The organism is Streptomyces cyaneus (assembly GCF_004028635.1).
Lineage (GTDB): Bacteria > Actinomycetota > Actinomycetes > Streptomycetales > Streptomycetaceae > Streptomyces > Streptomyces cyaneus.
On the sequence record NZ_RQJW01000007.1, the window covers coordinates 358,493 to 382,915 of the forward strand.

Consider the following 24,423-nt stretch of genomic DNA (forward strand, 5'->3'; position numbering starts at 1 on the left):
CCCGGAGGAATGAACCTCCGGGCCCCTCAAGGCATTTGACGTGCCGTCAGTCCGACGACTGCTGCCGCTTCGGCCGCCACACCACCAGCGCGCTGGTCTGCTGGACCTCCTGGTACGGCACCAGATCCCGGCGGTACGACGCGTGCACCGCCGCCTCGCGCTGCTGCATCGCCGCCGCGGCCCCTTCCACGGCGGCCGTCAGCTCGGCCACCCGGGACTGGAGCGCGGCGACCTGGTTCTCCAGTTCGATGATGCGCTTGATGCCGGCCAGGTTGATGCCCTCGTCCTGCGACAACTGCTGGACGGTGCGCAGCAGTTCGATGTCACGGGCCGAGTAGCGGCGGCCCCGGCCGGCGGTGCGGTCCGGGGACACCAGGCCCAGGCGGTCGTACTGGCGCAGCGTCTGCGGGTGCAGGCCGGAGAGCTGGGCCGCCACCGAGATGACGTAGACCGGGGTCTCCTCGGTCAGTTCATACGGATTGCGTCGACGGCCGTCCATCTCGATCATGCTCCCTTCGCGGCCTGGAACAGCTCCGCCCGCGGGTCCTCGCCCGCGGTCGCCTCGCGATACGCCTCGAGTGCGTCACGAGCCTTCCCCGTCAGGTCCGTCGGAACACTCACCTCGACGGTGACCAGGAGGTCGCCGCGGGTGCCGTCCTTGCGGACCGCGCCCTTGCCCCGCGCCCGCATGGTGCGGCCGTTGGGCGTGCCGGGCGGCAGTTTCAGGGTGACCGGTGGTCCGCCCAGGGTGGGGACCCTGACCTCGCCGCCGAGGGCCGCTTCCGTGAAGGTCACGGGGACGGTCACCGTGAGGTTGTCGTCCTTGCGGCCGAACACCGGGTGCGCCTCGACGTGCACGGTGACATACAGATCGCCGGCCGGGCCGCCGCGCTCACCAGGTGCACCCTTGCCGCGCAGGCGGATGCGCTGACCGTCCGACACCCCGGCGGGGATGCGGACCTGCATGGTCCTGGACGACTTCGCCCGGCCGCTGCCCTTGCACTCCAGACAGGGATGCTCGGCCATCAGGCCGCGTCCCTTGCAGTCCGGGCAGGGGTCGGTGAGGGAGAAGCCGCCACCGGAGCCCCGGGCCACCTGGCCGGTACCGACACAGGTCGGGCACACACGCGGCGTGCCGTTCTTGTCGCCGGTGCCCGCACACGCCTTGCACGGCGACTGCGAGGACATGCGCAGCGGGACCGTCGCCCCCTCGATCGCCTCGGTGAAGCTGAGGCTGACCTCGGTGTCGATGTCCTGGCCGCGCCTGGGCTGGGTCCGGGTCGTGCCCGTGCCGCCGCGATTGAACAGGCCCCCGAAGACGTCACCGAGTCCGCCGCCGAAGCCGCCGGCTCCCCCTTGGCCGCCCTGGGCGCCGCCTCCGAAGAGGTCGCCCAGGTCGAAGTTGAAGGAGCCGCCCGCGCCGCCCGGCCCCGGACGGAAGCCGCCGTTGCCGAAGAGGGCGCGTGCCTCGTCGTACTCCTTGCGCTTCTTGGGGTCGCCGAGGATGTCGTTCGCCTCGGAGATCTCCTTGAAGCGCTCCTCAGCCTTGGCGTTGCCCTTGTTGGCGTCCGGGTGGTACTCGCGAGCGAGCTTGCGGTACGCCTTCTTGATCTCGGCCTCGGTGGCGTCCTTGGGGACGCCGAGGACCTTGTAGAAGTCCTTCTCGATGAAGTCCTTGGTGCTCATCCTCGACGCCCCTCCTCTCTCCTCGGTTCAACGTCAGCCCTCGTCCGGGCCACCGCTCTCCTTGTCGTCGGCCGCCTCGGTCGCCTCGTCGGCCTTGACCGTCTGCGCGCCCGGCTGGGGCTCGGCGACGGCCACCCGCGCGGGGCGGATGGTGCGCTCGCCGATGCGATACCCGGGCTGCAGGATCGCCACGCAGGTCGTCTCGGTGACGTCCGGCGCGTAACTGTGCATCAGGGCCTCGTGGATCGTCGGGTCGAAGGGCTCGCCCTCCTTGCCGAACTGCTGCAGACCCATCTTCGCCGCGACGGTCTCCAGCGACTCCCCGACGGACTTGAATCCGCCGACGAGTTCGCCGTGTTCCCGCGCGCGGCCGATGTCGTCGAGCACGGGCAGGAGCTCGGTCAGGAGGTTCGCGATGGCGATCTCCTTGACCGTGATCCGGTCGCGCTCGACGCGGCGGCGGTAGTTCTGGAACTCGGCCTGGAGCCGCTGGAGGTCCGCGGTGCGCTCTTCGAGCGCCTTGCGCACCTGGTCCAGCTGGGCCGTCAGACCGGCGATCTGTGCTGATGCGTCCCCGGCCGGGGCCGCCCCCTCCTGGGAAGCGGCCGCCGACTCGGCGTCTTCAGAGGTGGCGCCGGAGGGGACGTCAGGCTTCTCGTCGAAGCCCGGGGTCTCCTCCGTCACGCGGCACCGTCCTTGCGCTCGTCGTCCACGATCTCGGCGTCCACGACGTCGTCGTCAGCGGTCTTGGCACCGGCACCACCCTGGGTGGCGCCCTCCGGACCGCCGGCGGCCTGCGCGCCCTGGGCGTCGGCGTACATGGCCTGGCCGACCTTCTGCGAGACCGCGGCGACCTTCTCGGTGGCCGTGCGGATCTCGGCGGTGTCCTCGCCCTTGAGCGCGGTCTTCAGCTCCTCGACGGCGGCCTCGACCTCGGTCTTGACCTCGCCGGGGACCTTGTCCTCGTTGTCCTTGAGGAACTTCTCCGTCTGGTAGACGAGCTGCTCGCCCTGGTTGCGGGTCTCGGCGGCCTCGCGACGACGGTGGTCCTCGTCCGCGTACTGCTCGGCCTCCTGGCGCATCCGGTCGACCTCGTCCTTCGGCAGCGAGGAGCCGCCGGTGACGGTCATCTTCTGCTCCTTGCCCGTGCCGAGGTCCTTGGCCGTGACGTGCATGATGCCGTTGGCGTCGATGTCGAAGGACACCTCGATCTGCGGGACGCCACGCGGCGCCGGCGGCAGACCGGTCAGCTCGAACATCCCGAGCTTCTTGTTGTACGCCGCGATCTCGCGCTCGCCCTGGTAGACCTGGATCTGCACGGAGGGCTGGTTGTCCTCGGCGGTGGTGAAGATCTCGGACCGCTTGGTCGGGATAGTCGTGTTGCGCTCGATGAGCTTGGTCATGATGCCGCCCTTGGTCTCGATACCGAGGGACAGCGGGGTCACGTCGAGGAGCAGGACGTCCTTGACCTCACCCTTGAGGACACCGGCCTGGAGCGAGGCGCCGATGGCGACGACCTCGTCCGGGTTCACACCCTTGTTGGCGTCCTTGCCGCCGGTCAGCTCGCGCACGAGCTCGGCGACGGCGGGCATACGGGTGGAGCCACCGACGAGGACGACGTGGTCGATCTCGTTGATGGAGACGCCGGCGTCCTTCATGACGTTGAAGAACGGGGTCTTGCAGCGCTCCAGCAGGTCGGCCGTCAGCTGCTGGAACTGAGCCCGGGTGAGCTTCTCGTCCAGGTGCAGCGGGCCCTCGGCGGAGGCGGTGATGTACGGCAGGTTGATCGAGGTCTCGGTGGAGCTCGACAGCTCGATCTTGGCCTTCTCGGCGGCCTCGCGGAGGCGCTGGAGGGCCATCTTGTCCTTGGCGAGGTCCACGCCGTGACCGGACTTGAACTGCTGCACCAGGTAGTCGACGACGCGCTGGTCCCAGTCGTCACCACCGAGGTGGTTGTCACCGTTGGTGGCCTTCACCTCGACGACGCCGTCGCCGATCTCCAGCAGGGACACGTCGAAGGTGCCGCCACCGAGGTCGAAGACGAGGATCGTCTGGTCGTCCTTGTCGAGGCCGTACGCGAGCGCTGCCGCGGTGGGCTCGTTGACGATGCGCAGGACGTTCAGACCGGCGATCTCGCCGGCCTCCTTCGTCGCCTGACGCTCGGAGTCGTTGAAGTACGCCGGGACGGTGATGACCGCGTCGGTCACCTTCTCGCCCAGGTAGGACTCGGCGTCCCGCTTCAGCTTCTGGAGGATGAAGGCGGAGATCTGCTGCGGGTTGAAGGGCTTCCCGTCGAGCTCCATCTTCCAGTCGGTGCCCATGTGGCGCTTCACGGACCGGATGGTCCGGTCCACGTTGGTGACCGCCTGACGCTTGGCGACCTCGCCGACGAGCACCTCACCGTTCTTGGCGAAGGCGACGACGGAAGGCGTGGTCCTGGCGCCCTCTGCGTTGGTGATGACGGTGGGCTCGCCGCCTTCAAGAACGCTGACGACGGAGTTAGTCGTGCCCAGGTCGATGCCGACCGCACGTGCCATGGTTGATTCCTCCAGCTGACTTGAGTGGAACGGACTCAAGTGTGCATGACGGCCCCCGCCCGGTCAACAGAGCTGAGTCGACCCCACTCAACTCTTATCCGTTCCTTACACGCAACTGGGCTCTGACCTGCGTAGATGTCGCCTGGGCGGGCGGCCGAGGGGAACCCCCTACGGGGAATGAGGGTTGACGCCGAGGCGCATAGGGCTTGATCAACAAGAGCGCCAACACGGCGACGAGGGCACCCGCCCCCACCCAGAACACCGCCGACTCGGCGATCCATCCCATATGCACGAGAACACCGACGAGCACCCCGGAAAAGGCGGCCCCACCCAGCAAGACGGTCGCGGCCGGCGGAGTGAGGCCGACCCGGCGCAGACGATGAGCGAGATGGTCGGGTCCGCCCCGCAGCAACGGCCGCCCGGCCAGCCGGCGGGACAGCACCACCAGGAGGACATCGGCGGTGGCGAGCGCGGTGAGCGCGTAGAGCACACCCACGCTCGAGGCCACCTCGTGCCCGGTACGGGTCATCACGGCCGTCGACGCCAGCACGAATCCGACGAACAGGGACCCGCACGCCCCGAGCCCGATCCGCGCGGGATGCCAGTTGTGCATGAGGAATCCGGTCAGGGCGGCGGCCAGCACGCTCAGCAGCACGGCCAGTTCGTCCATCACCTCGGCCGCCGCCAGCAGCCCGACACCGAAGGCGGTGACGACCCCGACGGTGCCGGCCAGCCCGTCCGCATGGTCCAGCGCCTTGAAGCCGACGGCGACGAGGACGATCCAGCCGACGGCCGGCACCCCGAGCAGGAAGCCCGTCTCGCCGTACGGCACCACGCAGGCCGCCGCCACGGCCGTACCGCCCACCAGGAACCGCGCCTTCACCCGCCGTACGTCGGCGACCAGCCCGAGCACGGCGACGGCGCCCGCGGCCATCAGCAGCCGCTCGATCTCGGGACCCAGCGGGGCGAAGCCCGTCCACTCCCCCGCGGCGACGACCAGGCAGGTCACGAGCACGACGCCGGCCCCACCGAGCAACGGCAGCGGCCGCTGGCGCCGACGGTCGACGATGCCGAGGCGCAGAGCGGGCAGCCGGAGCAGCGCCGCGAGGAAGGCGGCGAGGAGAAGAGAGGTGGTGGCGGCTGCGATCCCGTAAAGCACGGGGCTAGGTTAGTGCCGTATATACCATTTCGGGATGAATAACACGATCGGTTCTTAAGGCAACCCTCAGCGACTCACATCACTCCGCACCTGGCTACAGTGCGACAGAGGATGCGGGTAGTCTCAGACGGACTGATTAAGTTACCGCTTAGTAATGTCCGCTCAGTAATGTCGAGGACCCCCTCGAACCACCCCTCGCAGGCCCGAGGAGCCCCGAAATGCAACTCGCCGCGATCATCGTGTCGCTGGTGCTGACCGTGGTCGGCGTTGCGCTGCTCGCACGCGCCATCGGCCAGTTCGTCCGGTACTTCAAGCTCGGCCAGCCGGTGCCCGCCGGTACCCGGACCGACAACCCCTACCAGCGCAGTGTGACCCTGGTGCGGGAGTTCCTCGGCCACACCCGCATGAACAGGTGGGGCATCGTCGGCTTCGCCCACTGGTTCGTGGCCGTCGGCTTCCTGACGCTGCCGCCGACCCTGGCGCAGGCGTTCGGCCAGCTCTTCCAGGCCGACTGGACGCTGCCGATCATCGGCGGGTTCCTGCCGTTCGAGCTGTACATCGAGTTCATCGGCGTGATGACGATCCTGGGCATCGCCGTCCTGATGGTCATCCGCCTGCTGAGCCTGCCGTCCCGGGCCGGCCGCAAGTCCCGCTTCGCCGGCTCCAAGGCCGGTCAGGCGTACTTCGTCGAGTACGTCATCCTCACCATCGGCCTCGCGATCTACGTGCTGCGCGGCCTTGAGGGCGCGATCCACCACGTGGAGCACTACGAGGCCGCGTACTTCGCCTCGTACCCGCTGGTCCTGGCCTTCAAGGGCCTGAGCGTCTCCACTCTCCAGACCCTGGTCTACTTCACCGCGATGGTGAAGATCAGCACCTCGTTCATCTGGATGATCGTGGTCTCGCTCAACACCAACATGGGCGTGGCCTGGCACCGCTTCCTGGGCTTCCCGAACATCTGGTTCAAGCGCAACGCGACGGGTGAGACGGCCCTCGGCGCCCTGCAGCCCATGACCTCCGGCGGCAAGCCGATCGACTTCACCGACCCCGGCGAGGACGACGTCTTCGGTGTCTCCCAGGTCGAGCAGTTCTCCTGGAAGGGCCTGCTGGACTTCTCCACCTGCACCGAGTGCGGTCGCTGCCAGTCGCAGTGCCCCGCCTGGAACACGGGCAAGCCGCTCTCCCCCAAGCTCCTGATCATGTCGCTGCGCGACCACGCGCACGCCAAGGCGCCGTACCTGCTGGCCGGCGGCGGCAAGACGATGGAGGGCGAGGAGAAGGCATCCGAGGAGCAGCTCAAGGACGTCCCCGCGGCCGCCCTCGCGGAGGCCGAGCGCCCGCTGATCGGCACCGCCGAAGAGAACGGCGTCATCGACCCGGACGTCCTGTGGTCCTGCACCACCTGCGGCGCCTGCGTCGAGCAGTGCCCCGTCGACATCGAGCACATCGACCACATCGTCGACATGCGCCGCTACCAGGTGATGATCGAGTCCGCGTTCCCGTCCGAGGCGGGCACGATGCTCAAGAACCTGGAGAAGAAGGGCAACCCCTGGGGCCTGGCGAAGAAGCAGCGCCTGGAGTGGCTGAAGGAAGTCGACTTCGAGGTGCCGGTCGTCGGCAAGGACATCGAGGACCTCACCGAGGTCGAGTACCTGTACTGGGTCGGCTGCGCCGGCGCCCTGGAGGACCGGGCGAAGAAGACCACCAAGGCCTTCGCCGAGCTGCTGCACATGGCGGGCGTCAAGTTCGCGATCATGGGCGGCGACGAGAAGTGCACCGGTGACTCCGCCCGCCGCCTCGGCAACGAGCCCCTGTTCCAGGAGCTCGGCATGGAGAACGTCGCCGCGCTGAACATGGCGTTCGGCGAGGAGATGGACGACGAGGGCAACGTCACGCCCGAGTCGAAGAAGCCGAAGTCGGCGAAGAAGATCGTCGCGACCTGCCCGCACTGCCTGAACACGATCGGCAACGAGTACCCGCAGATCGGCGGCGACTACGAAGTCATCCACCACACCCAGCTGCTCCAGCACCTGGTGGACGAGGGCAAGCTGGTCCCGGTCACCCCGGTCGAGGGCATCATCACGTACCACGACCCCTGCTACCTGGGCCGCCACAACAAGATCTACACGCCTCCGCGCGAGATCATCGCCAGCGTCCCGGGCATCCGCAACGAGGAGATGCACCGCCACAAGGAGCGCGGCTTCTGCTGTGGCGCCGGTGGTGCGCGGATGTGGATGGAGGAGCGGATCGGCAAGCGCATCAACAACGAGCGCGTCGACGAGGCCCTCTCGACCAACCCGGACATCGTCTCCACCGCCTGCCCGTTCTGCCTGGTCATGCTCACGGACTCCGTGAACGGCAAGAAGAACGAAGGCAAGGCCAAGGAGTCCATCCAGGTCGTCGACGTCGCCCAGCTGCTGCTGGAGTCGGTCAAGACGCCGGTGGACCCCGAGGACACGGCACAGACGGAGAGTGAGCCGGAGCCCGAGCCGGTGAAGTAACCGCCACGGCCGCTTTGTCCGGCCCTGTTCGGCCCTGTTCGGCGCCCCCTGCCCTGTTGTACGAGGGCAGGGGGCGCCGTCGTACGTCAGCCGAAGCCGCGTCAGCCGAAGCCGCGCAGCGACGTGAGGACGTACCCCAGCAGGACGAGGCAGCAGCTGCCGACGGCGAGGAGCATCTGCACAAGGCTCGGCTGGCTTCCGAGCAGCAGGGGACTCCAGCCCCAGAACACCAGCACGGCGAGCGCGGTGCGTACCGTCTGGAACGGCGCCGCCCAGGCCACCTCCTGGAGGTCGTCGGCGTCGGGCACGAGGGAGAACACCAGGGCCATGACCGCGCCGATCAGCCCGACGACGATGAAGGCGATCAGCGAGCCCAGGCCCATCTCGTCGTCCTGGAAGGCCTTCCAGCGGTTCGCGGCGATCGTAGGCAGGTCCTTGCTCTCATTGGCGTAACCGCCGAGGCCGGGGTCGGACCGGGCCCACAGGACGTCGAGTTCGGTGCCCTTGCCGGGCTGCTCGTAGGTGAACGCGCCGCGCACGGTGAGCCGTTCGGCACCGCCGGGCACCGAGACCACGAGCCGGGAGGCGTACCCCTTCACGCCACCCTCGTCGTTCAGCTCCTTGCGGGTCGACTGCCGTTCCACGACCGTCGCGGTGCTCACCTCGGCGCCCGCGTCGCGTAGCGCGTCGAGCTTCTCGCCCGCGTTGGAGGAGGTCAGCAGGGCGACGGCGAACACGGCGGCGGAGAACGCCACGAGCACCCAGAGGGCGCCGGTGCGAAGCTTGACCCAGAAGTCGTCCATGAACCCGTCGTCCGCGGGCTCACCCCGCAGCACCCACAGCGCGGCCACCCGCACCACCGCACACCCCACGGCGACGGCACCCCACACGAACGGCTCGCGCCAGGGCCGTGCCATCGCGGCGGCCCCGAGCAGCCACCAGCACGCTACGGCCGCAGCGATCCACCCCACGAGCGCGCAGAGCCGTACGATCCACACCAGCGCAGTGCGCATGTGCCCTCCCCGGAACGGCAACCCCCATTGCCGCGACGCCGGGCACTGTACGGCAGAACTGATCAGGAAGGACCCAAGGCGTGATCATCTTCGGTACCAAGGGCTACCTCTACCAGCTGGCGATACTCACGCTGGTGTGCGGCCACTGCGGGAACCCCTCCGCACACACGCTCAGGAAGCGCGTCACGAAGTTCACGCTGTTCTTCGTGCCGCTGTTCCCGATCTCGACGAAATACGCGACGCAGTGCACCTTCTGCGGCGCCGAGCAGAAGGTGACCAAGGAGCAGGCGGAGCAGCTCCAGACGCAGTCCGCCGCCGGCGGCGGTTACGGCGGTCAGCAGCAGTACGGGCAGCCGCAGCAGCCGTACCAGTCCTGACCCCCGCCCGGCTACGACCGCGGTTGCTTGGGCCCGTTCACCGTGTCAGCGGCGTGCCGGGGGCCGGGCCGCGACGAGAACTGGCCGACGAGCTCGCGAAAGCAGACCAGGGCGGTGATCGGCGGAATTCCGACGACCACCATCGCGAGCAGAGAATGCGGTGACTGGCCGATGCACAGAGCCACCGCCGTGCCCGAGGAGACGAGCATGACAGCCCAGGACCGGCGGGCGGTTCGGCGCTGAACGGCTGCTCGCAGAATGGACAGCCCCGCCAGCAGCCACGGACCGTACACCGTCAGCGGCCACCAATGGGCCAGCTTCGGCGAGACCACGAGCAGCGCGATGGAGCGCAGCTGATCGTATGAATACGAAATTGACCAGGTGAGCATCGTGCCCGCACACAGGGTGATGAGTGTGACCAGGACCGCGACAGTGATGATCTTCGGGTTCTTGGGGAGGACGTGAGCGCTGGGCTGAGGCCGCCGTCGATGGACCGGGCGGGGCAGCGGCCGGTCACTGTCCGGCGAGGGTGCGGCGGGAGCCGGAGCGGGAGCAGGATCCAGGCCCTGCCCCGGGAGCCCGGACAGCCCCGACAGCCCTGGCACCGTCAGGCCCTGCGTGGTGTTCAGCATCTGGGCCAGCTCTTCATCCAGATCCCAGCCGCCCGACGACGAGACCGCCGAATCAGGGACGTGCCAGAGGTTCTGCATGTCGAGCTGTTGCGTGTAATGAGGCTGTTCGTCGACCGCTTCGTAGTCGGTTCTCATTTTTAGAACTTCTCCCCCTCCATCGCGGCACGAAGATATTCACTCTCCATACGGCTGATGGTTCTGAGAAAGTCATCGAGCAGATCAGAGCAGTGCGTGATGCCTTCCGCAGCGGTCAGATCAACTGCCTGCCGCAAGCGGAACGGATGATCCTCATCTACATGTGTTTCCCGCCAAGTCACGCCCACATCAACGAGCGCCACGCCGTGCAGGACATCTGGCATTCGGGGGAATATCCGTCAACGGTGATTATCTGGAATATCCAACGACTGGGCCCGTACGGTGAAATTCAGAATATGTGTGATGCGGTGTTATTGATATCCGGCAGTCCGCTTCGGGGACCCTCGCGTGCGCGCTAGCGTGGTGATCATGGCGGACTGGGCGATACGGCAGGCATCGGTGTCGGACGTGGAGGCGGTGGCCGAGTTGCGTGCCGTGGTGCTGCGGGCGGATCTGGAACGGCTCGGGCGGTACGACGAGCAGCGGGTGCGGCAGCGGCTGCGGGACGGCTTCGACCCGGCCCACACCTGGGTGATCGAAGTGGGCGGCGCCTTCGCCGGCTGCGTGGCGCTGCGACCGGACGAGGACGCCCACTGGCTGGAGCACTTCTATCTGGCCCCGCAGCTTCAGGGCAGCGGCATCGGCTCGGGCGTGCTGCGCGAACTGCTGGAGCGGTGCGACCGCCGTGGTGTCCTCGTCCGGTTGAACGTGCTGCAGGGCAGTGCGGCCCAACGGCTGTACGAACGGCACGGGTTCACGGTCGAGACGGAGGATGCGGTGGACGTGTTCATGCGTCGGCCGATTGGCGTGGGCCGGCCCGGTGAGGCGTCCCCGTCGGTGCCGTGAGGTGTCAGTCCTGGCGGATGACGTCCGTGCCCGGGCCGCCCGACAGGGTGTCCCGGCCCGGGCCGCCGTAGGCAGGCTTGCGCCCCGTAGCGGAGGCGAAGCCCAGCCATGTGTGGCGGTTGCCCCACCAGCACCAGCCGACCTTCGGGGCGTTGCGCCGCTCCCGGCCGTCGCGCCCCGTGCCGTTGCTGATCCAGATCGCCGGGGTACGGGCGTCCAGGGTGCCGTTCGCCTTGCGCAGCCGGGAGCCGATGGTCATGAAGCAGCGGTTGCGCTCGAGGATGGCCGGCTGCTGGAGCACCCAGTGGATGCCTTCGGTGAGGAGCAGCGGGGTGCGGTCCTCCTTGGTGAGGGCGGGCAGCGCCTCTTCCGGACTCCAGTTGGCCATGCGGTCACCGCGGTCGACGCCGGTGACGACGTAGAGGGGAGCGTCGGGCACGTCGACGGCGTCGGGGGCGAAACGGTCGACGTCGGGCATGTCGACGACGACGAAGCCGGGCTTGCCGTCGTGACGGAGCAGCGGTGCGAGGGCGGAGGCGGGGGCGCGGTCCGGGTGGACGGCGAGCAGCGCGTCGCCGCCTCCGCTGCCGGCGCCTTCAGCGAAGGTGCGGAGCTGGTCGGCGGGTATCCCCGCGAGCTCGTGCACCCCGAGCTCGATCAGGCGCTCTGCCTGGGTGGTGAGCGGCGGGAGCGAGGTCGTGGTGGCGTTGGACGAGCTGTCGGTCACAGGGCTCCTCGGTTCGCGGTTGGGGCGGGGGCTGGGGCAGCGGCGGGGCGGACCTGAGGTCAACGAGGTGGTCTGCCGGAATGTTCCCGGTAATCGCGGCCGCCCAGGGACTGTCGCCCCCTCTCGAACGCGTGCATGATTACCCAGTTGTTGACTCTGGTGCTGACGAGGTGAGCGGTGCGTACGCGAAGAAGCGGGAAGTGTACGGCGGCCATGACCGGCACCCTCGGCGCCCTCGCCCTCCTCGCCTCAGCCGCCTGCGGCCCCACCCAGCACAGCGACAAGGCCGAGCCGGCCCCGCACACCCCCGTCCACATAGCCGACGCCCCCGCCCAACTGCCCGTCCCCCACGGCAAGGGCAGCAAGACCCCCGACGACTTCAACGGCGACGGCCACCGCGATCTCGTCCTCAACGACCTGGTCAAGTCCCAGGCCCACGCCGACGACCCGGGCATCGGCATCGTCTACAGCAGCGACCGCGGACTCACCCCAGGCGCACGGCAGTTGCTCAGCCCTCAGCGCCATGCGGCCCCGACGAAGGGCCAGCTCCCCGCCGTCTTCGACGCCGAAGCGACCTGCGACCTGGACGGGGACGGCTTCACGGACCTCGTCATCTCCACCGACCCGCCCTACGACGGCCAGGGCCGGCCCCCCGTGCCGTTGCAGCTCCTCTACGGCTCCCCGAACGGCCTCACCGGCAAGGCGGTCAAACTCACCGTCCCCGCCTCCGCCCGCGCCGGCAACGACTGGCCCGACCAGCCGGTGTGCGGCGACTTCGACGGCGACGGCGCGCAGGACCTGGTCGTGCACGCCTCGGACGTCCAACTGACCTTCCTGCGCGGCCCGTTCACCCGCAAGGGCAAGCCCCGAGCCGCAGCCGCCCCCATCCCGGCGCCCGGCAACGCCCCCACAGGCCCGGCAGCCGACGTCGACAACGACGGATACGACGACCTGGTGGTCCGTACGGCACAGGGCAGGGGCAAATCAGCAGTGGTCCTCGGCGGCCCGACCGGCCCCACCCGCACCGGAGTCGTCCTCCCCACCGGCATCGACACAGCCCTCGGAGCCTTCGGCAAGGGCAAGACCGCCCTCGACGCGGCGATCGGCACGATGAACGGAACATCCCTGCGCTACGACCTCCCGGCAACGGCCGCCCGCGGAACCCTCGCAGTCCCCGGCTCCGTCCTCGACGCCGCCGACTTCGACGGCGACGGCCTGAGCGAACTCGTCTCCAGCGGCTCGCAGTTGCGGGTCTTCCGAGGCCGTACGACAGGAATCGCGGCGGCGGGCATGGTGACCGTGCAGCCGCCCGCGCGGGGCACCACGCGGGTGGTGACGGTCGGCGACTACGACGGGGACGGGCGGGCGGACCTGGTGGTACGGACGTTCGTCGGCGAGACGAAGGACACGGTGGCCGTGTACCCGGGGTCGAAGAAGGGGCTGGTGGCGGCGGAACCGTCGGTCAGGTTCTCCAGCTCGGAGTTCCTGGCACGGTAGCCACAAGCTCCGCTGGGGACTAACCGCCGATGCCGCCGAACTCGAAGCGCTCACCCAGCTCGCGGAACCGTGCCCCGGCGCGACCGTGACCTACCAACCCGCGGCGTAGAGCCCAGAGCCTGGGAAGCCCGTGCCGCGCCCCGGGACTGGCTGACCATCCGCTCTCCCGACGCCGGAGCGCCCTCGCGGCTCGACACGAGGGCGCTTCTGGAAGTCTCGGTCCCCGGGGCCCGGGACCCGGGGACCGGGGGCCCGCCGGCTACTGCTTCACCGGTCCGGACTCACTTACTTCACATCGACGAAGTCGGGCAGGCCGGACCGGGCTTGGGTGAGGGACGTACCCGCGAAGTCGTAGCGGTACTGGCCATCCACCGTCGCCTTCACAGTGGTCGTGGCCCAGCCGTTCCGGTCGGTCTTGACCTTCTTCAGCGTGGTGAAGGCGCCGCTCGTGCCCTTGCGGAACTGGAGCAGCACCTGGTGCCCGATGAGGGGCACGTCCTTGTGCTTCTCCCAGCTGGCGACGATCATCCGGGCCTTGACCGTGAGGTCCTTGCCCTTCTTCACCGGCTCCGGGGTGGCGTTGGCCAGCGAGAGGTGCGTCTTGCGCTTGATGCGTGCCAGGGGCATGTAGTCCTCGCGGGTGACGTTGCCCTCGCCGTCGACGGCCACGAAGTTTATGCCCCAGGCGCCTGCGAGGGCGTTGCTGCGGACGTTCGTGTACGGGTCGGCGATCATGAAGGCCTCGCACTTGGACCAGTACTCATCGACCTTCACACAGTTGCTGGACCCGACCGGCGCGATGCGCCCGTCGACTTCCGCCTCGGTCGCTCCGTGCTGCAGCTCGAACGACACACTCTGGATGCCCGACGGGTCGTGGACCATCGCGGAGATCGGGAACTTGATCTTCCGTGCGGCCTCGACGACAACGGTGGAGTCGCGGTTCTGGTTGACCTCGATGTCCCTGATCTGTGTGGGTGCGTCGTCGCGCTCGGCCCCGGCGGCCGGAACGGCGAGAGTGGTGACGGCCAGGGCGGCGCCGAGGGCGGCGGCGGTGGCAGCGGCGACAGTGGCGCGTATGCGCATGGTGTGGTTTCCCCCACGCTTGATGAATTGAGTGGTGACTTCACCCGCATCAGACAGAGGGGGCGTGTGGGGGGTTGTGCACTATTGCCGACCCGACCCATCCCTTAACCCTGACTTCTCCTTGGGTTGGCAGGATTACCGTCTTCCGTCCAACTTCCTTACGCGCGAGACGAATTCGGGAGCACAAGCAGAAGCGAGGGAACAGCCGGACCGGGACTTCCTCAAGCGCTGATCACGACCCAATCGACCGACTGAGGGCCCACAGCGGGCCCGGGCCGTGAGGATGCCCCCGATCCACGCCATGAGCGCAGGTCGGGGGCGTGATCACGAAAACTGCTTCTTCTTGCCCTGGGCCTCACTACCGATCTTGAAGAGCTGGGTTTTAGCAGGTGGGAGCCTGGGTCAGCTTCCTGCGGCCTGCCGTCGTTGGTCGTCATTGGCGCCTCGGACGGCCCAGGGACGGCCCGGATCCCGGGCTACCCCACAACGCGACCTACTGATCCGTAGCTCTACAGAGATCGGTCGTTGAAGGCCATACAGGTTGTGGGGACGGCTGTGAGGTCTGATGTCGGACGATGACGGTCGTTGGGGTTGCTGTACTTCGTTGCTGCAACAGCAAGATCCCAGTCGGGATGAGCGCGTATTGAGCGGGAGCAGCTCGAACGGCTACTGGGCGGTGGTGACGATACGTCGCCGACCGCCCCGCCTGCTCTCTGAAGCGATCGCACTCCGCGCTGCAGCACCGTGACACCGACGGTCAGAGCACTTCTGAGTGATGAGGTCGATCAACAGGGCCGCATCGATTCGAACGAGATATGCGTGAGGGCACTTGATTGCACTGCAATGATGCGCTCGTAAGACGCTTCCTTTTCATAGGGCATCAGCGAATCTGCGCATGCGTCCATGAGTCCCAGCAAAAGTGTCTGACTAGGGGGAAGGTGGTCTAGCGCGATCTGTCGGATGACCTCCCCATATTCGATTTCTCGAAGATTGATAGCTTCGATCAAATGAGAGAGGATCTCCTCTGCCTCCTCCACTGTTTCAGCACATCGAGAGAAAGACCGCGCAATGGCCATCGCACGCTTATGGCGCGAGTCCGCTGAACCTAGAAGGCGAATCATCTCCCATTCAAGATTTATGCGCCGCTTGAGGGGTTCAGGTTTTTCACGAGAAGGATCGCAGATAACCAGAGAGCCCAACCCAGGCCAACGTGCAAAATCGGAAGCCCACTTTTCTGCCAATACATCAGGCGCATCTGGGCACCAGACACGTCCCATCATGTAGGCGCGCGCGATCTCATCAATGACCGTAAGCCATTCGTCGTCCAGCGGAGCACTCCGAATCCAATTCAGGCTGGCGAAATGACGTCTTGATTCTACATCCCTGTAAAGCTCCCTCACTTGCTGCGGCGTGAGCGGGAAATGTTCTGACTCCTCATAGATAGGGTGCGCCATTGCGGCCATAAAGAACCTTGCTAGTTTGCGACGCGCAAGCAAGTCTGGAATATTGGCAACGAGGTTGGCCAGCTCACTGATCTTTGGCGCAAGCGTCTGCATGGCGCCCCTACGGATCCCGATTGATGTAAGCGTGGCGGCAGCCACGGGGAGGAACGGCTTTCGTTCAACCCGCCAGTCCTCGAACCCATTGCCCAGAATGGCTAGTTGCTCAGCTTTCCATGATCTTTCGAGGGCGCGCCAGTCGCTAACATCACCCAACGCTCCAGCTGAAATCAGGTCGCTGGCCTGGCTTGCATCTCCGACATCCGAGCAAAATTGCAAGGCGTACCAGATGATCCAAGGGAAATATGTAGCCGCATTGACCGTAAAATGTTCTTTATACGGAGCAATGGCTCTAACGACTGCCCCCAAAGACTCACTGCTCGGGTGCATTCCGAACATGTAAACATGATGCAGCCAGTGACTTTCCGGGAATCCGTCTGCGATCGCTTCATTAAGCGCGTCCGCACGATAATCCACTGGGATGACACTTAGGCGCACTCGGCCAGCAAGGTGGAGAGAAACAGGTTCTGCATCTTTGCGGGAAAAGAATTGAAGAACTGAGAAAGCCCACGGCGCGGAAGGAAACGGCTTCGCTTGCGGACTAACATATCGCCAATTGCTGAGACCGCCTCCACTGAGGGCTGCAGATACCGTGTTCTCGGGGTATTCCATGCACCGAGAGGCAAGATTGATGATGGCCCAATTATCCAGAGAGACACCAGCCTCGAATACCTTAAGCTGCACTTCCGGCGACGCGCCGACGTAGATCAACTCAAGCTTTTCCCGCGCCCACTCGTCACCGAGAGATGCTCTAGTGCCGAGAAAATCGAGTACGGCGCGCTCGGGAATCCTGTTTTCGTGTATCTCGGTGGCCAGGAACTCTCGGACGATCTCCATGCCTTGCTCACTGATTGAGGCGGCAAGAAGCCTTACATGTTGAGAGACAGGAAGGGTCAAGAGTTTGAGAGCCTGCTCAACCAGAGTCCTCTCATAGCGCGGAGCTCGGACCATACCGTCGTTCAGAATTTCGACGGCTAGGCGAGATCCAGTAAGGGCTCGACGTTGCAGAGCGCCGAATGACTCAGAGATGGTGTTTAGTTCAGATACGAGGAAGATGACGTTGTCGCGCAAGGTTCGCCGGTGGGCGAAGATATTTCCAAGGGCGAATAGCAGGACGTTACGCCAGTGCGAACTGACCGACATTTCTCGAAGCCGGGCCGCAATATGCTCTTCACCGCAGTTCATTAGTGCATCAGCTGCCCAGAACTCCTGCAGAGATCGAATTTCGAAGCTGACTTCTCCACCCCGTGAAGGGACCAAGAAGACCAGTCTGTCGGTGGCCGCAGTGCTAATCGCGTCGGTTAGGTTTGAAAGCCTATCACCTGCATGCCCTTCTTCCGCCAATCTCTCTTTGATGATGACGTTCAGCTCGTCGAGTGTAAGGCGAGATTCTGTCTCTCCAGAACGTTCGCTTCGGGTCTGCAGCAGCAGCCCTACGTCTGCATGGATGAAATTGATGTCGCCAGCATGGTCGCGAAGCAAATTGCTCGCGTTTCCCTCCTTCTCCAACTCGCGCTCGTAAATTACGCGATAATAATCGGCGAATAGTGTATAGCGGTCCTTCGGTGCTTTTCCTACCCTGTCCAACAGAACTGCCATGATCGTAACCTGCAAGGGCGTTGTCATAAGGTGAGCTGTAGATGGCTCGGCTGCTGCTTGCTCCAATCGAGACATGAGAATAGGTACACGGTCCGCTGATGCACCGTACCGAGCGTGCGCCAGTTTTAGTCCGTACGACAGCGCATTTGATGTGGTCAGCGGATTGAGCGCATAGTGTGTGAAGTGCTTGGGCGAGAACTCATCCGTATAGCCTTGCGGACGAGTCGTCGCCACGAGCACCAAGTCAGCGTTGCACTCATCAGCATCAATTAGAAAATTGTTGATCTGCTCAAGCACCTGTGTCCTGTTGCTGGAGCCGGGAACCTCATCCAACCCATCGAGGATGATGAGCCATGGAAAACTAGAAAGCCATTCCTTAACATCCGCCGGCGTCACGTCTACACTGCAAGATTCGCCGACCCTTTGACCAATGTAATCAAGGAGGTTTTTACACTTTCCCTTGGCAAGCTGATCCGCCAGTCTAGTCAGAGGGATTTTGATAGGCCAGCGTCGCGCTTTTGGAGCCAGGTTCTCCTTTTTTGCCTGCTCAGTGACTTGCGTGACTGTGGAGCGCACATCCGCATTCCGCATAGCTCCAGTATCTTTGACGAGCAATGCTCGATAGAGCTGGCAGATGAACTGGCTAACTGTGCTCTTACCTTGACCCGGACCGCCTACGAGGACCATGCGATTACTTGCGGCGAAGTCTCTTCTTTCCTCTAGTGTGTCAAATTCTTCGGAAGAGTGCTTCACGTCGCACACAGAGATCAGCGTCTGTAGGCAGCCAGCCTCGTACTCTTGCCCATTTTTGTGGCGCATGCCGATGGGGAGATCAACGAAGACACTGGCCAGGGGAATGGTTCGATCATCGGCAGCGCCAGCCTGGTCTAGGTTTGCGTAGCGGTCTTTGACTAATTCCCGCGCCAAGAAGGACCGCATGGCATTAGGGACGGCTGTTCGGTCGCCGTGCAACTCCTTGTAGAGTTGAGTCAAGATGTCGCCGGGCAGGATCCAAGCCGAGTACGAAGTTCTAATTCCATCATGAATCTCAAGAAACCTATTAATGTTTTCGGCGTGCCAAACTGCCCATCCTTCAATATTAAGCCGCTGGCACTCCTCGTTCATTACCTTCGCGACTCGGTCTACACCTCCAGTTCGCGGAACAGGAGACAATGTAACATTAGTAGCGAAGAGAATGAATTTTGGTTTCTCGGTACGCTTCGTCGATTCCCGCCACCGCTTGAATTCTTTGCGGATCTCTGAGATCAGCCAGGTGGCTTCTTCGCGCGGGCTTGCTTGCATCTCCTTATATTTGGCTTGCAGGACGCCAAGCCCCTGCCAGTCATTTGTGGTCGCACCCTCGATAGAGCCAGGGTTCCCAAATGTGGCTTCTCGGCCTCCGTCTGGTCCTGGGCCAAACAAAGTGACGAAGGGTCCGACATTGGCAATTGTGAGCGCCTGGGTCAGATTTTCGAATTCACTCGGGTCGAGATTGTAGAGGTCGAAGCGCATGCACGGAGTATGCAGGAGTGACGCACTCAGCGTGACTAGAAGAATGGTTTGAGGCTATTATTACTTTCTTCTGTATTCATATGATACGCCAGCTTTCGATGTACAGGTCGATGGAACGGCTTTGTGCTGGAGCTGCCTTAGCGCGAGTGATCACGGCCTCGTGAGCATCCGGCGCGTCGGGCACTGTGTGGACCTGCCCGGCAAAGCACGACGTTGGGGCCATGATCTTCGAGGCTCGCGCCAAAGTGGCTGCCTAAAGCCATGGAGCCGACGGCCCCAGCCACGAAATACCTCTTCTCTGGCATCCGGTGGCTGATCGTTCTGAGCGCGGCACGGGCGCCAGCCGGGCTGGAGCGGGGCGGAGACAGGATGCAGGCCGGGGCCGGGCCGCGCGCGGGGAGCGGAGCGAGCCCGCCTTGAACCAGTAGAGAAAGTTGTAACTCAGTCTGAGTCGTGGGGCTTTGTCGTGTCTCGGTTGATGCTTGACGCATTGACGTCACTTGTTGCTTGACGGTTCTGTCCTGGACAGCCGCGGAAGCACGACACTGGCCTGCTTGACGTCGTTCCGTAGCCCAGAGCCTGGCCATCGCCGTCGGCGACAGGCGGCACGCGTAGCAGGTGGCGAGGCTTGAGCCTCAAGGGTGATCCGTCCTGCGCACGCGGCTACTTCGTAGCGTCTTCGATGGCCTCGAAGATGTCGGCGTCGGTCTCCTTCTGCCAGTCGGGCAGGTCGGGCCAGTCGGCGACGTAGCCGGGCTTGGGGTCCTCGAAGTGCTTGTACATCTGGGCGGTCCAGCAGGTGGCGACGAAGCGGCTCTTCTGCTCGCGGTTGAGGCGGGCGGCGTGGCGGTCGCTGAGGTCGAGGAACTGTCGCACCTGGTCGTAGACGGCGCCGGCGGCCTGCCGCTCCCAGTCCGGGGTGTCTTCCCAAGGGGTGACGTAGCCGGGCTTGGGTTCGCCAGGGAAGTGCTTGCGTACGCCGGTGATCCAAGCCTCGCGGAACAGTCGTGCGCCCTCGAGCTGCGACATGCCTTCCCCTCTCGTCACGTCGTGCACAGTGCGTCGATCTCGGCGCCCAGTTCGACCACACGGGCATCGTGGGCGAGGGGGCCGAGGTCGGTACGTAGCCTCTGGAGTTTACGGGCGATGTAGCCGGAGGACGTTGCCCTGGCGAGTTGGAGGGCCTCGCGGCCGTAGGTGAGTGCCTGGTCCGGGTCGTGGCGCTGGGCGCCGATGGATGCGAGGTCGGTCAGGACCGCACCGCGACGCCGGAAGGATTGACCGGAGGCGAAGACGTCCTGGTTCAAGGCGCTGGTAAGGGCCTTCTCGGCTAGGTCGAGGCGGCCGAGTTGGAGGTAGCGAGCGCCGCGTTCCTCCGCGAGGCGGGAGCCGTCGAAGCGCAGCCAGCCACCGTTGTGGGCCAGGCCGCTCAGGTCTGTGACCTTCTCCGCCTCGTCGAGGGCACGCTCGCAGGCGGCGAGGTTTCCCAGGCCGGCGTATGCCTCGGCTTGGACGGAGGCCACCCAGTGGCGGGTGGACAGGGAGCTGTCCCCGCGCCGCGCCACCTTCTCGGCAGCCGAGAGGGTGCCGATGGCGTCCACGTAGCGACGATCGTACAAGTCGACGTATGCGTGCCTGACCAGGGCGCATGCCCACAGGTCGTAGGACTTGGCCTCCTTGCTGGCAGAGGCGGCCAGGGTGTACGAGGCGGCTGCATCGGTGTAGCGGTTGCCGTCGAAGGCCAGCTCCCCTGCGAGTTGGAACAGATCACCGGCCGCGCTGCACAGGCCTCGGGTCTCACTCTCCGGTTTGCCGTCGAGGGTGTCGTTGAGCGCACTGAGCTGATCGCGGACGATCGGGTACACGGAGCCCTTGGCGCGGGCAAGTTGGTAGACCTGCCAGAGGTGTCCGTTCATGCGCAGGAAGTCGTCGGGCATCCCCCGTCGGGCTCCATCCACAAGTGCGGCGCTCTCGTCCGCAGATACGGCCACCAGGGCGCTGGTGACGGCTATGGCTCGCAGAAACTGGCGTCGGATCATGTCGTCGAGGTCCCCTGAGCCGAGGTGGTCGCAAGGCGGCGACCCTGTCGACCCCTGCCTGGCTGCTTGTGGCTGTCCCATCAGGGCGTCGAGTTCGTCAAGGTCGATCTGCAGCAGCTCGGCCAGCCGTGGTCGGAGTGGCGGCTGCGGCGCGGTTTCGCGGGTTTCCCAGCGCCCGACAGTACGTCGGTCCACGCCTAGGGCGTGCGCGAGCCCTTCCTGACTGTAGCCCAGCGCCCTGCGCCGTTCCGCAAGCCCCATGTCGCCCCCTTTCCACGTTTCGACCCGTGTCTACCGCGGCGGCGCCCATCTGTCCCAGAAGTGTCCCAGGAGTGCCGCATCGATGCCGTGGCCTGGGCCAACACAGGGCGGTTTTCTAGACGTTGTCAGCCACGACAGCGGTCGGCATCGATGGAGGAGCACGGGCAATGAGTACGCAGATCGCCACCACGGCGCCCGAGACTGCGGAACTTCCGATCGTCCTGGAGGCGATCGACGAGAGCCTGGACACGGCGCTCGCCATCGGGCTGGCGATGCCAGATCGCTCGCTGATCGATGCGACGACCCGAAACCTGGTCGACCACCTGCGGGCGCTGATGGCCGAGGACCTCGGCTTCGACAAGGATCCCGCTGTCCGAGCGCTGTTCCAGGAGGGGTACCGGATCCTCGATCTGGCGCGCCGGCCGTCGGCGGAGTCCCCGCATTTCAGCGCCTACCAGTACATGCGCGAAGTCGGCCTTTTGACCAGGCGCTTCGCTGACGTCTACCGCGAGATGCAGAAGAGGGACGTAGCCGACGGCTGACGATCCCCTCACCGATCTAGCCATACGCCCCTCCGGAGCGCCTGACCGACCCCATCGCGCTTGGCCGACCGCACGAGGTAGCCGTACTGCCGCCGCGGCAGCGGTACCACCAATGAGCCCCCGTCTCGGCTTCCGACGTTCGCCGGAAGCCGAGACGGGCCCAGGGCTCCGCAGCTCGCGGAGTTCGTCCACCTACTCCCTATGAGGAGGGCACAGCCATGAACATCGACGAACTTTTCATTGGCGACCTGATCACCGGCGTCCCCAGCATGGACGCTGCACTGCTCGACAAGATGCCGGGCGGTGGCGACAACAACGGCGACCACTGCAGCTGATCTGCCGTGAGTGCGGCGGAGTTGGCCCTGACGCCTGCTCCGCCGCCCCATGTGAGAGGAGCGTCAGCGTGCTCTCGTTTCGCCTACACCTGTCGGACACCAGGAGTAGCAATTGGCGCTGGGCTACGGACCGTTGGGCGTGTGGAAAGAGCTGGATCCGGCCCGCGCGCGCCGCTGCCCTGTACACCGAAGTCGTGCCTGGCCGAGGGCACACCATGAGTGCGCTGGTGAGGGAGGACAAGCGCGGGGAGGCGGACTACACGTCGTTGCTCGTGCGTCCGGATGAGGTCCAGGTCTCGGCCGGCGTGTTCGGGACCGCACCGCTGTACCTCATTCAGGTGGACGAAGGCCTGTACGGCTCCTGGGACTTGGCAGATCTACGTGCCTACTTGCGTCCCGACAGGCTCAATGCCCGTGCTGTTGCGCGCACTCTCAGCCGTCAGCACCGCTACACCGCGGACACCCTGTTCGACGGGGTGTACAGGCTCACAGAACGCGCGACGGCTGTGTTCACCAGGACCGGGCTGGCGATCGCCTATCCCGAGCCTGCTGAGCACGTGCTGCATCCCCGCAGGCTGCGGGCCGGCATGGACCCCACAGCGGCATTCGAGGCATTACTGACCGGGGTGATGGCGGAGTGGCGTCCGACGGCGAAATGCGTCGGAGTTGAGGTCTCCGGTGGCGCTGACTCCGGCAACGTGGCGCTGTCGGCGGCGGCAGCCGACTTCGCTGCCGTGCACGCCTTCGGGTTGCTCATGGGTGGCAGGATCGGCCGGCTCCAGCGCGACCGGCGCCGTGCTCTGGTGGATCACCTCGGCCTGCGGGACACCGCTGTTCCGGCAATGCAGTATCCCCCCTTCGTGCCTGGTGGGGTGCGAGATCGCGGCCTGCCTCATGACCCCGCTGGGGCGTTCTATCAGGAGGCGTTCGATGTCATGCGCGCACAAGTGGCCGCCCGAGGTTGCGCGGTGATCTTCACGGGCGGTGGCGGGGACGAGGTCAACGCCCACCACTCCCGTACGAACGCCGAACTGCCCCCTGCTGACCACGTGCCGTGGCTCGGGCCGATGGCGACGGAGGCACTGGCCCAGGTGAACGAGAACGTCGCCCCGATCCCCGTTCTCCCCGTCCCCACCCTCATGGCCTTCGGCCTGCACAATCCGGCCTACCTACGGCTCGGCATCTGGCCCGTCGCCCCACTGGTCCACCCGCGGCTGATCCGCTTCATGGAGCAGCTGCCACACGAGCACAAGCGCGGCAAGAAAATGTTCCGCGACCGTCTCCAGCGGGCCGGTCTGCCCGAGTCCGTCGCGGCCCCGGCCGAACCGGAGAACTTCCTCGCGGTCATGGAGTCGGGCCTGCGCACCTACGGACTTCCGCTCCTGGACGACATGCTGCGCGACTCACTACTGGTCGACCTGGGCTACGTTGACCCCGACGCCCTGGCCCGGGCCCGCGACCACGCCGAACGTGCCCCCGTGGTGCCCGACCTGTTGTGCGACACACTCGCCCTGGAAGTCGGCCTGCGGAGCCTTGTATGAGCAGCCTGGACATCGTGGAAGCGGAACACCTGCAAGCGTCGAATCTCTTCTACCGAAACCCCGCGCTATACGACAGCGTGCAGGCCGACAGCGACACCGTGACCGTCTGCCGATCGCTCATCGACCGGCACTGCCCGGAGGCCCGCACCCTGTTGGACTTCGGATGCGGTACGGGCCGGGATTTGGCGCAACTGGCACAGCACTTCGACTGCGTCGGCGTGGATCTCCAGCCCGGTTTGGTGCACTACGTGCATCGGGTTCGACCCCGACTCGACGTCCGGATCGGCGACATGCGCACCGTCCGCCTCGGACGCACGGCCGAGGTTCTCGTCTGCCTGGGCAACTCGCTCGCCTACGTACACGACAACCAAGACATCCAGTCAGCGTTCCGGACCTTCGCCGCGCACGCTCGTCCGGAATCTTTGCTCGTCCTGTGTTCTCCCGTGGCTGCGATTGAGCATTCGGCCCCGCAGCAGGCGCGTGTCGAGACGCACCTGGGGACCGCCACCGTAACCATCCACTACGAGTGGGACCTGCGAACGCAGATCAACACCATGCGCCGGCACTGGGTCTTCGATTCGGGCGAGGAGGCCCGTGACGTGATCCGGCGGCGGGTCCTCGGACCGCGCGAACTGGAGTTGTACGCCGCCCTGGCCGGTTTCGACATCGTCGAGATCATCAGCGAGTCGGGGGCCACTCGACTTACCGGCCCGGAGGCCTACACCGTCGCCCGATATAGGGCCTTGTCTTGTCTCGGTTGATGCTTGACGCTGTGGCTTCACCTGATGCTTGAGACCGCTTGCCTCGGCTTGGTTGTGAGCGTCTGATCGGCGCGTGCAGGG

Annotated in this window: 20 protein-coding genes; 7 read left to right on the forward strand and 13 right to left on the reverse strand. The window is 65.6% G+C overall.

Going from position 1 to position 24,423, the window contains the following annotated elements; all coding sequences use genetic code 11:
• Window positions 1-46 precede the first annotated feature (46 nt).
• From EHO50_RS27020 to EHO50_RS27040, 5 genes are all read right to left on the reverse strand, one after another.
• Window positions 47-499 carry a heat shock protein transcriptional repressor HspR gene (locus EHO50_RS27020; RefSeq protein ID WP_128434041.1) on the reverse strand — a complete coding sequence of 151 codons (453 nt, stop codon included), beginning with the start codon at window positions 497-499 and terminating at the stop codon, window positions 47-49.
• 5 nt (window positions 500-504) lie between these two features.
• A complete protein-coding gene (dnaJ, locus tag EHO50_RS27025; protein ID WP_128433799.1) occupies window positions 505-1,686 on the reverse strand; it encodes a molecular chaperone DnaJ in 1,182 nt (393 codons plus the stop codon).
• A gap of 33 nt (window positions 1,687-1,719) precedes the next feature.
• Window positions 1,720-2,370, reverse strand: a complete 651-nt coding sequence (gene grpE, locus EHO50_RS27030; protein ID WP_128433800.1) for a nucleotide exchange factor GrpE — start codon at window positions 2,368-2,370, stop codon at window positions 1,720-1,722.
• Window positions 2,367-4,223, reverse strand: coding sequence for a molecular chaperone DnaK (dnaK, locus tag EHO50_RS27035; RefSeq protein WP_128433801.1), 1,857 nt, complete (start codon window positions 4,221-4,223; stop codon window positions 2,367-2,369). The genes grpE and dnaK overlap by 4 nt, the downstream gene beginning before the upstream one ends.
• A gap of 94 nt (window positions 4,224-4,317) precedes the next feature.
• The gene (locus tag EHO50_RS27040) at window positions 4,318-5,382 is read right to left on the reverse strand and encodes an MraY family glycosyltransferase (protein ID WP_128433802.1); all 1,065 of its coding nucleotides are present in this window, start codon (window positions 5,380-5,382) and stop codon (window positions 4,318-4,320) included.
• A gap of 218 nt (window positions 5,383-5,600) precedes the next feature.
• On the opposite strand from EHO50_RS27040, the gene EHO50_RS27045 reads away from it, so the two are divergent.
• Window positions 5,601-7,883 (forward strand): heterodisulfide reductase-related iron-sulfur binding cluster, encoded by a 2,283-nt coding sequence (locus EHO50_RS27045; protein WP_128433803.1) that lies wholly within the window; start codon window positions 5,601-5,603, stop codon window positions 7,881-7,883.
• Window positions 7,884-7,984: 101 nt separating this feature from the next.
• Here the strand turns inward: EHO50_RS27045 and EHO50_RS27050 are convergent, their stop codons facing one another.
• A complete protein-coding gene (locus EHO50_RS27050; protein WP_128433804.1) occupies window positions 7,985-8,896 on the reverse strand; it encodes a hypothetical protein in 912 nt (303 codons plus the stop codon).
• 80 nt (window positions 8,897-8,976) lie between these two features.
• Between EHO50_RS27050 and EHO50_RS27055 the strand changes: the two genes are divergently transcribed.
• Window positions 8,977-9,273 (forward strand): zinc-ribbon domain-containing protein, encoded by a 297-nt coding sequence (locus tag EHO50_RS27055; RefSeq protein WP_128433805.1) that lies wholly within the window; start codon window positions 8,977-8,979, stop codon window positions 9,271-9,273.
• 11 nt (window positions 9,274-9,284) lie between these two features.
• Here the strand turns inward: EHO50_RS27055 and EHO50_RS27060 are convergent, their stop codons facing one another.
• Both EHO50_RS27060 and EHO50_RS27065 read right to left on the reverse strand, forming a co-directional pair.
• A complete protein-coding gene (locus EHO50_RS27060; protein WP_246101472.1) occupies window positions 9,285-10,040 on the reverse strand; it encodes a DUF2637 domain-containing protein in 756 nt (251 codons plus the stop codon).
• A 2-nt stretch (window positions 10,041-10,042) separates the two neighbouring features.
• A complete protein-coding gene (locus tag EHO50_RS27065; RefSeq protein ID WP_128433806.1) occupies window positions 10,043-10,264 on the reverse strand; it encodes a hypothetical protein in 222 nt (73 codons plus the stop codon).
• Between the two features lie 145 nt (window positions 10,265-10,409).
• On the opposite strand from EHO50_RS27065, the gene EHO50_RS27070 reads away from it, so the two are divergent.
• Window positions 10,410-10,886, forward strand: coding sequence for a GNAT family N-acetyltransferase (locus tag EHO50_RS27070; protein ID WP_128433807.1), 477 nt, complete (start codon window positions 10,410-10,412; stop codon window positions 10,884-10,886).
• Window positions 10,887-10,890: 4 nt separating this feature from the next.
• Here EHO50_RS27070 and EHO50_RS27075 read toward each other — a convergent pair whose 3' ends face one another.
• Window positions 10,891-11,613 carry a DUF5701 family protein gene (locus tag EHO50_RS27075; RefSeq protein ID WP_220096466.1) on the reverse strand — a complete coding sequence of 241 codons (723 nt, stop codon included), beginning with the start codon at window positions 11,611-11,613 and terminating at the stop codon, window positions 10,891-10,893.
• A 213-nt stretch (window positions 11,614-11,826) separates the two neighbouring features.
• On the opposite strand from EHO50_RS27075, the gene EHO50_RS27080 reads away from it, so the two are divergent.
• On the forward strand, window positions 11,827-13,110 hold the full coding sequence (locus tag EHO50_RS27080) for an FG-GAP repeat domain-containing protein (protein WP_128433808.1): 1,284 nt from the start codon (window positions 11,827-11,829) through the stop codon (window positions 13,108-13,110).
• Window positions 13,111-13,395: 285 nt separating this feature from the next.
• Here the strand turns inward: EHO50_RS27080 and EHO50_RS27090 are convergent, their stop codons facing one another.
• The 4 genes from EHO50_RS27090 to EHO50_RS27105 form a co-directional block, all read right to left on the reverse strand.
• Complete coding sequence (locus EHO50_RS27090; RefSeq protein WP_128433809.1) at window positions 13,396-14,193, reverse strand: hypothetical protein; 798 nt, start codon at window positions 14,191-14,193, stop codon at window positions 13,396-13,398.
• A gap of 785 nt (window positions 14,194-14,978) precedes the next feature.
• Window positions 14,979-18,863: an NACHT domain-containing protein gene (locus EHO50_RS27095; protein ID WP_128433810.1), complete on the reverse strand. Its 3,885-nt coding sequence runs from the start codon at window positions 18,861-18,863 to the stop codon at window positions 14,979-14,981.
• 663 nt (window positions 18,864-19,526) lie between these two features.
• A complete protein-coding gene (locus tag EHO50_RS27100; RefSeq protein ID WP_128433811.1) occupies window positions 19,527-19,892 on the reverse strand; it encodes a hypothetical protein in 366 nt (121 codons plus the stop codon).
• A gap of 14 nt (window positions 19,893-19,906) precedes the next feature.
• Window positions 19,907-21,163, reverse strand: coding sequence for a helix-turn-helix transcriptional regulator (locus EHO50_RS27105; protein ID WP_128433812.1), 1,257 nt, complete (start codon window positions 21,161-21,163; stop codon window positions 19,907-19,909).
• A gap of 167 nt (window positions 21,164-21,330) precedes the next feature.
• On the opposite strand from EHO50_RS27105, the gene EHO50_RS27110 reads away from it, so the two are divergent.
• The 3 genes from EHO50_RS27110 (at window position 21,331) to EHO50_RS27120 (ending at window position 24,342) form a co-directional block, all read left to right on the forward strand.
• Complete coding sequence (locus tag EHO50_RS27110) at window positions 21,331-21,705, forward strand: hypothetical protein (protein ID WP_128433813.1); 375 nt, start codon at window positions 21,331-21,333, stop codon at window positions 21,703-21,705.
• Window positions 21,706-22,255: 550 nt separating this feature from the next.
• A complete protein-coding gene (locus tag EHO50_RS27115; protein ID WP_246101474.1) occupies window positions 22,256-23,581 on the forward strand; it encodes an asparagine synthetase B family protein in 1,326 nt (441 codons plus the stop codon).
• Window positions 23,578-24,342 (forward strand): class I SAM-dependent methyltransferase, encoded by a 765-nt coding sequence (locus EHO50_RS27120; RefSeq protein ID WP_128433815.1) that lies wholly within the window; start codon window positions 23,578-23,580, stop codon window positions 24,340-24,342. The genes EHO50_RS27115 and EHO50_RS27120 overlap by 4 nt, the downstream gene beginning before the upstream one ends.
• The last annotated feature ends 81 nt before the right edge of the window (window positions 24,343-24,423 follow it).

Bases quoted from the DNA above. Each gene is read 5' to 3' on its own strand.
- dnaJ (WP_128433799.1), bottom strand. From the start codon at position 1,686: ATGAGCACCAAGGACTTCATCGAGAAGGACTTCTACAAGGTCCTCGGC.
- EHO50_RS27110 (WP_128433813.1), top strand. From the start codon at position 21,331: ATGAGTACGCAGATCGCCACCACGGCGCCCGAGACTGCGGAACTTCCG.
- EHO50_RS27105 (WP_128433812.1), bottom strand. From the start codon at position 21,163: ATGGGGCTTGCGGAACGGCGCAGGGCGCTGGGCTACAGTCAGGAAGGG.
- EHO50_RS27090 (WP_128433809.1), bottom strand. From the start codon at position 14,193: ATGCGCATACGCGCCACTGTCGCCGCTGCCACCGCCGCCGCCCTCGGC.
- EHO50_RS27060 (WP_246101472.1), bottom strand. From the start codon at position 10,040: ATGAGAACCGACTACGAAGCGGTCGACGAACAGCCTCATTACACGCAA.
- EHO50_RS27070 (WP_128433807.1), top strand. From the start codon at position 10,410: ATGGCGGACTGGGCGATACGGCAGGCATCGGTGTCGGACGTGGAGGCG.
- EHO50_RS27115 (WP_246101474.1), top strand. From the start codon at position 22,256: ATGAGTGCGCTGGTGAGGGAGGACAAGCGCGGGGAGGCGGACTACACG.
- EHO50_RS27065 (WP_128433806.1), bottom strand. From the start codon at position 10,264: ATGCCAGATGTCCTGCACGGCGTGGCGCTCGTTGATGTGGGCGTGACT.
- EHO50_RS27120 (WP_128433815.1), top strand. From the start codon at position 23,578: ATGAGCAGCCTGGACATCGTGGAAGCGGAACACCTGCAAGCGTCGAAT.
- EHO50_RS27080 (WP_128433808.1), top strand. From the start codon at position 11,827: ATGACCGGCACCCTCGGCGCCCTCGCCCTCCTCGCCTCAGCCGCCTGC.
- EHO50_RS27050 (WP_128433804.1), bottom strand. From the start codon at position 8,896: ATGCGCACTGCGCTGGTGTGGATCGTACGGCTCTGCGCGCTCGTGGGG.
- dnaK (WP_128433801.1), bottom strand. From the start codon at position 4,223: ATGGCACGTGCGGTCGGCATCGACCTGGGCACGACTAACTCCGTCGTC.
- EHO50_RS27100 (WP_128433811.1), bottom strand. From the start codon at position 19,892: ATGTCGCAGCTCGAGGGCGCACGACTGTTCCGCGAGGCTTGGATCACC.
- EHO50_RS27020 (WP_128434041.1), bottom strand. From the start codon at position 499: ATGGACGGCCGTCGACGCAATCCGTATGAACTGACCGAGGAGACCCCG.
- EHO50_RS27045 (WP_128433803.1), top strand. From the start codon at position 5,601: ATGCAACTCGCCGCGATCATCGTGTCGCTGGTGCTGACCGTGGTCGGC.
- EHO50_RS27095 (WP_128433810.1), bottom strand. From the start codon at position 18,863: ATGCGCTTCGACCTCTACAATCTCGACCCGAGTGAATTCGAAAATCTG.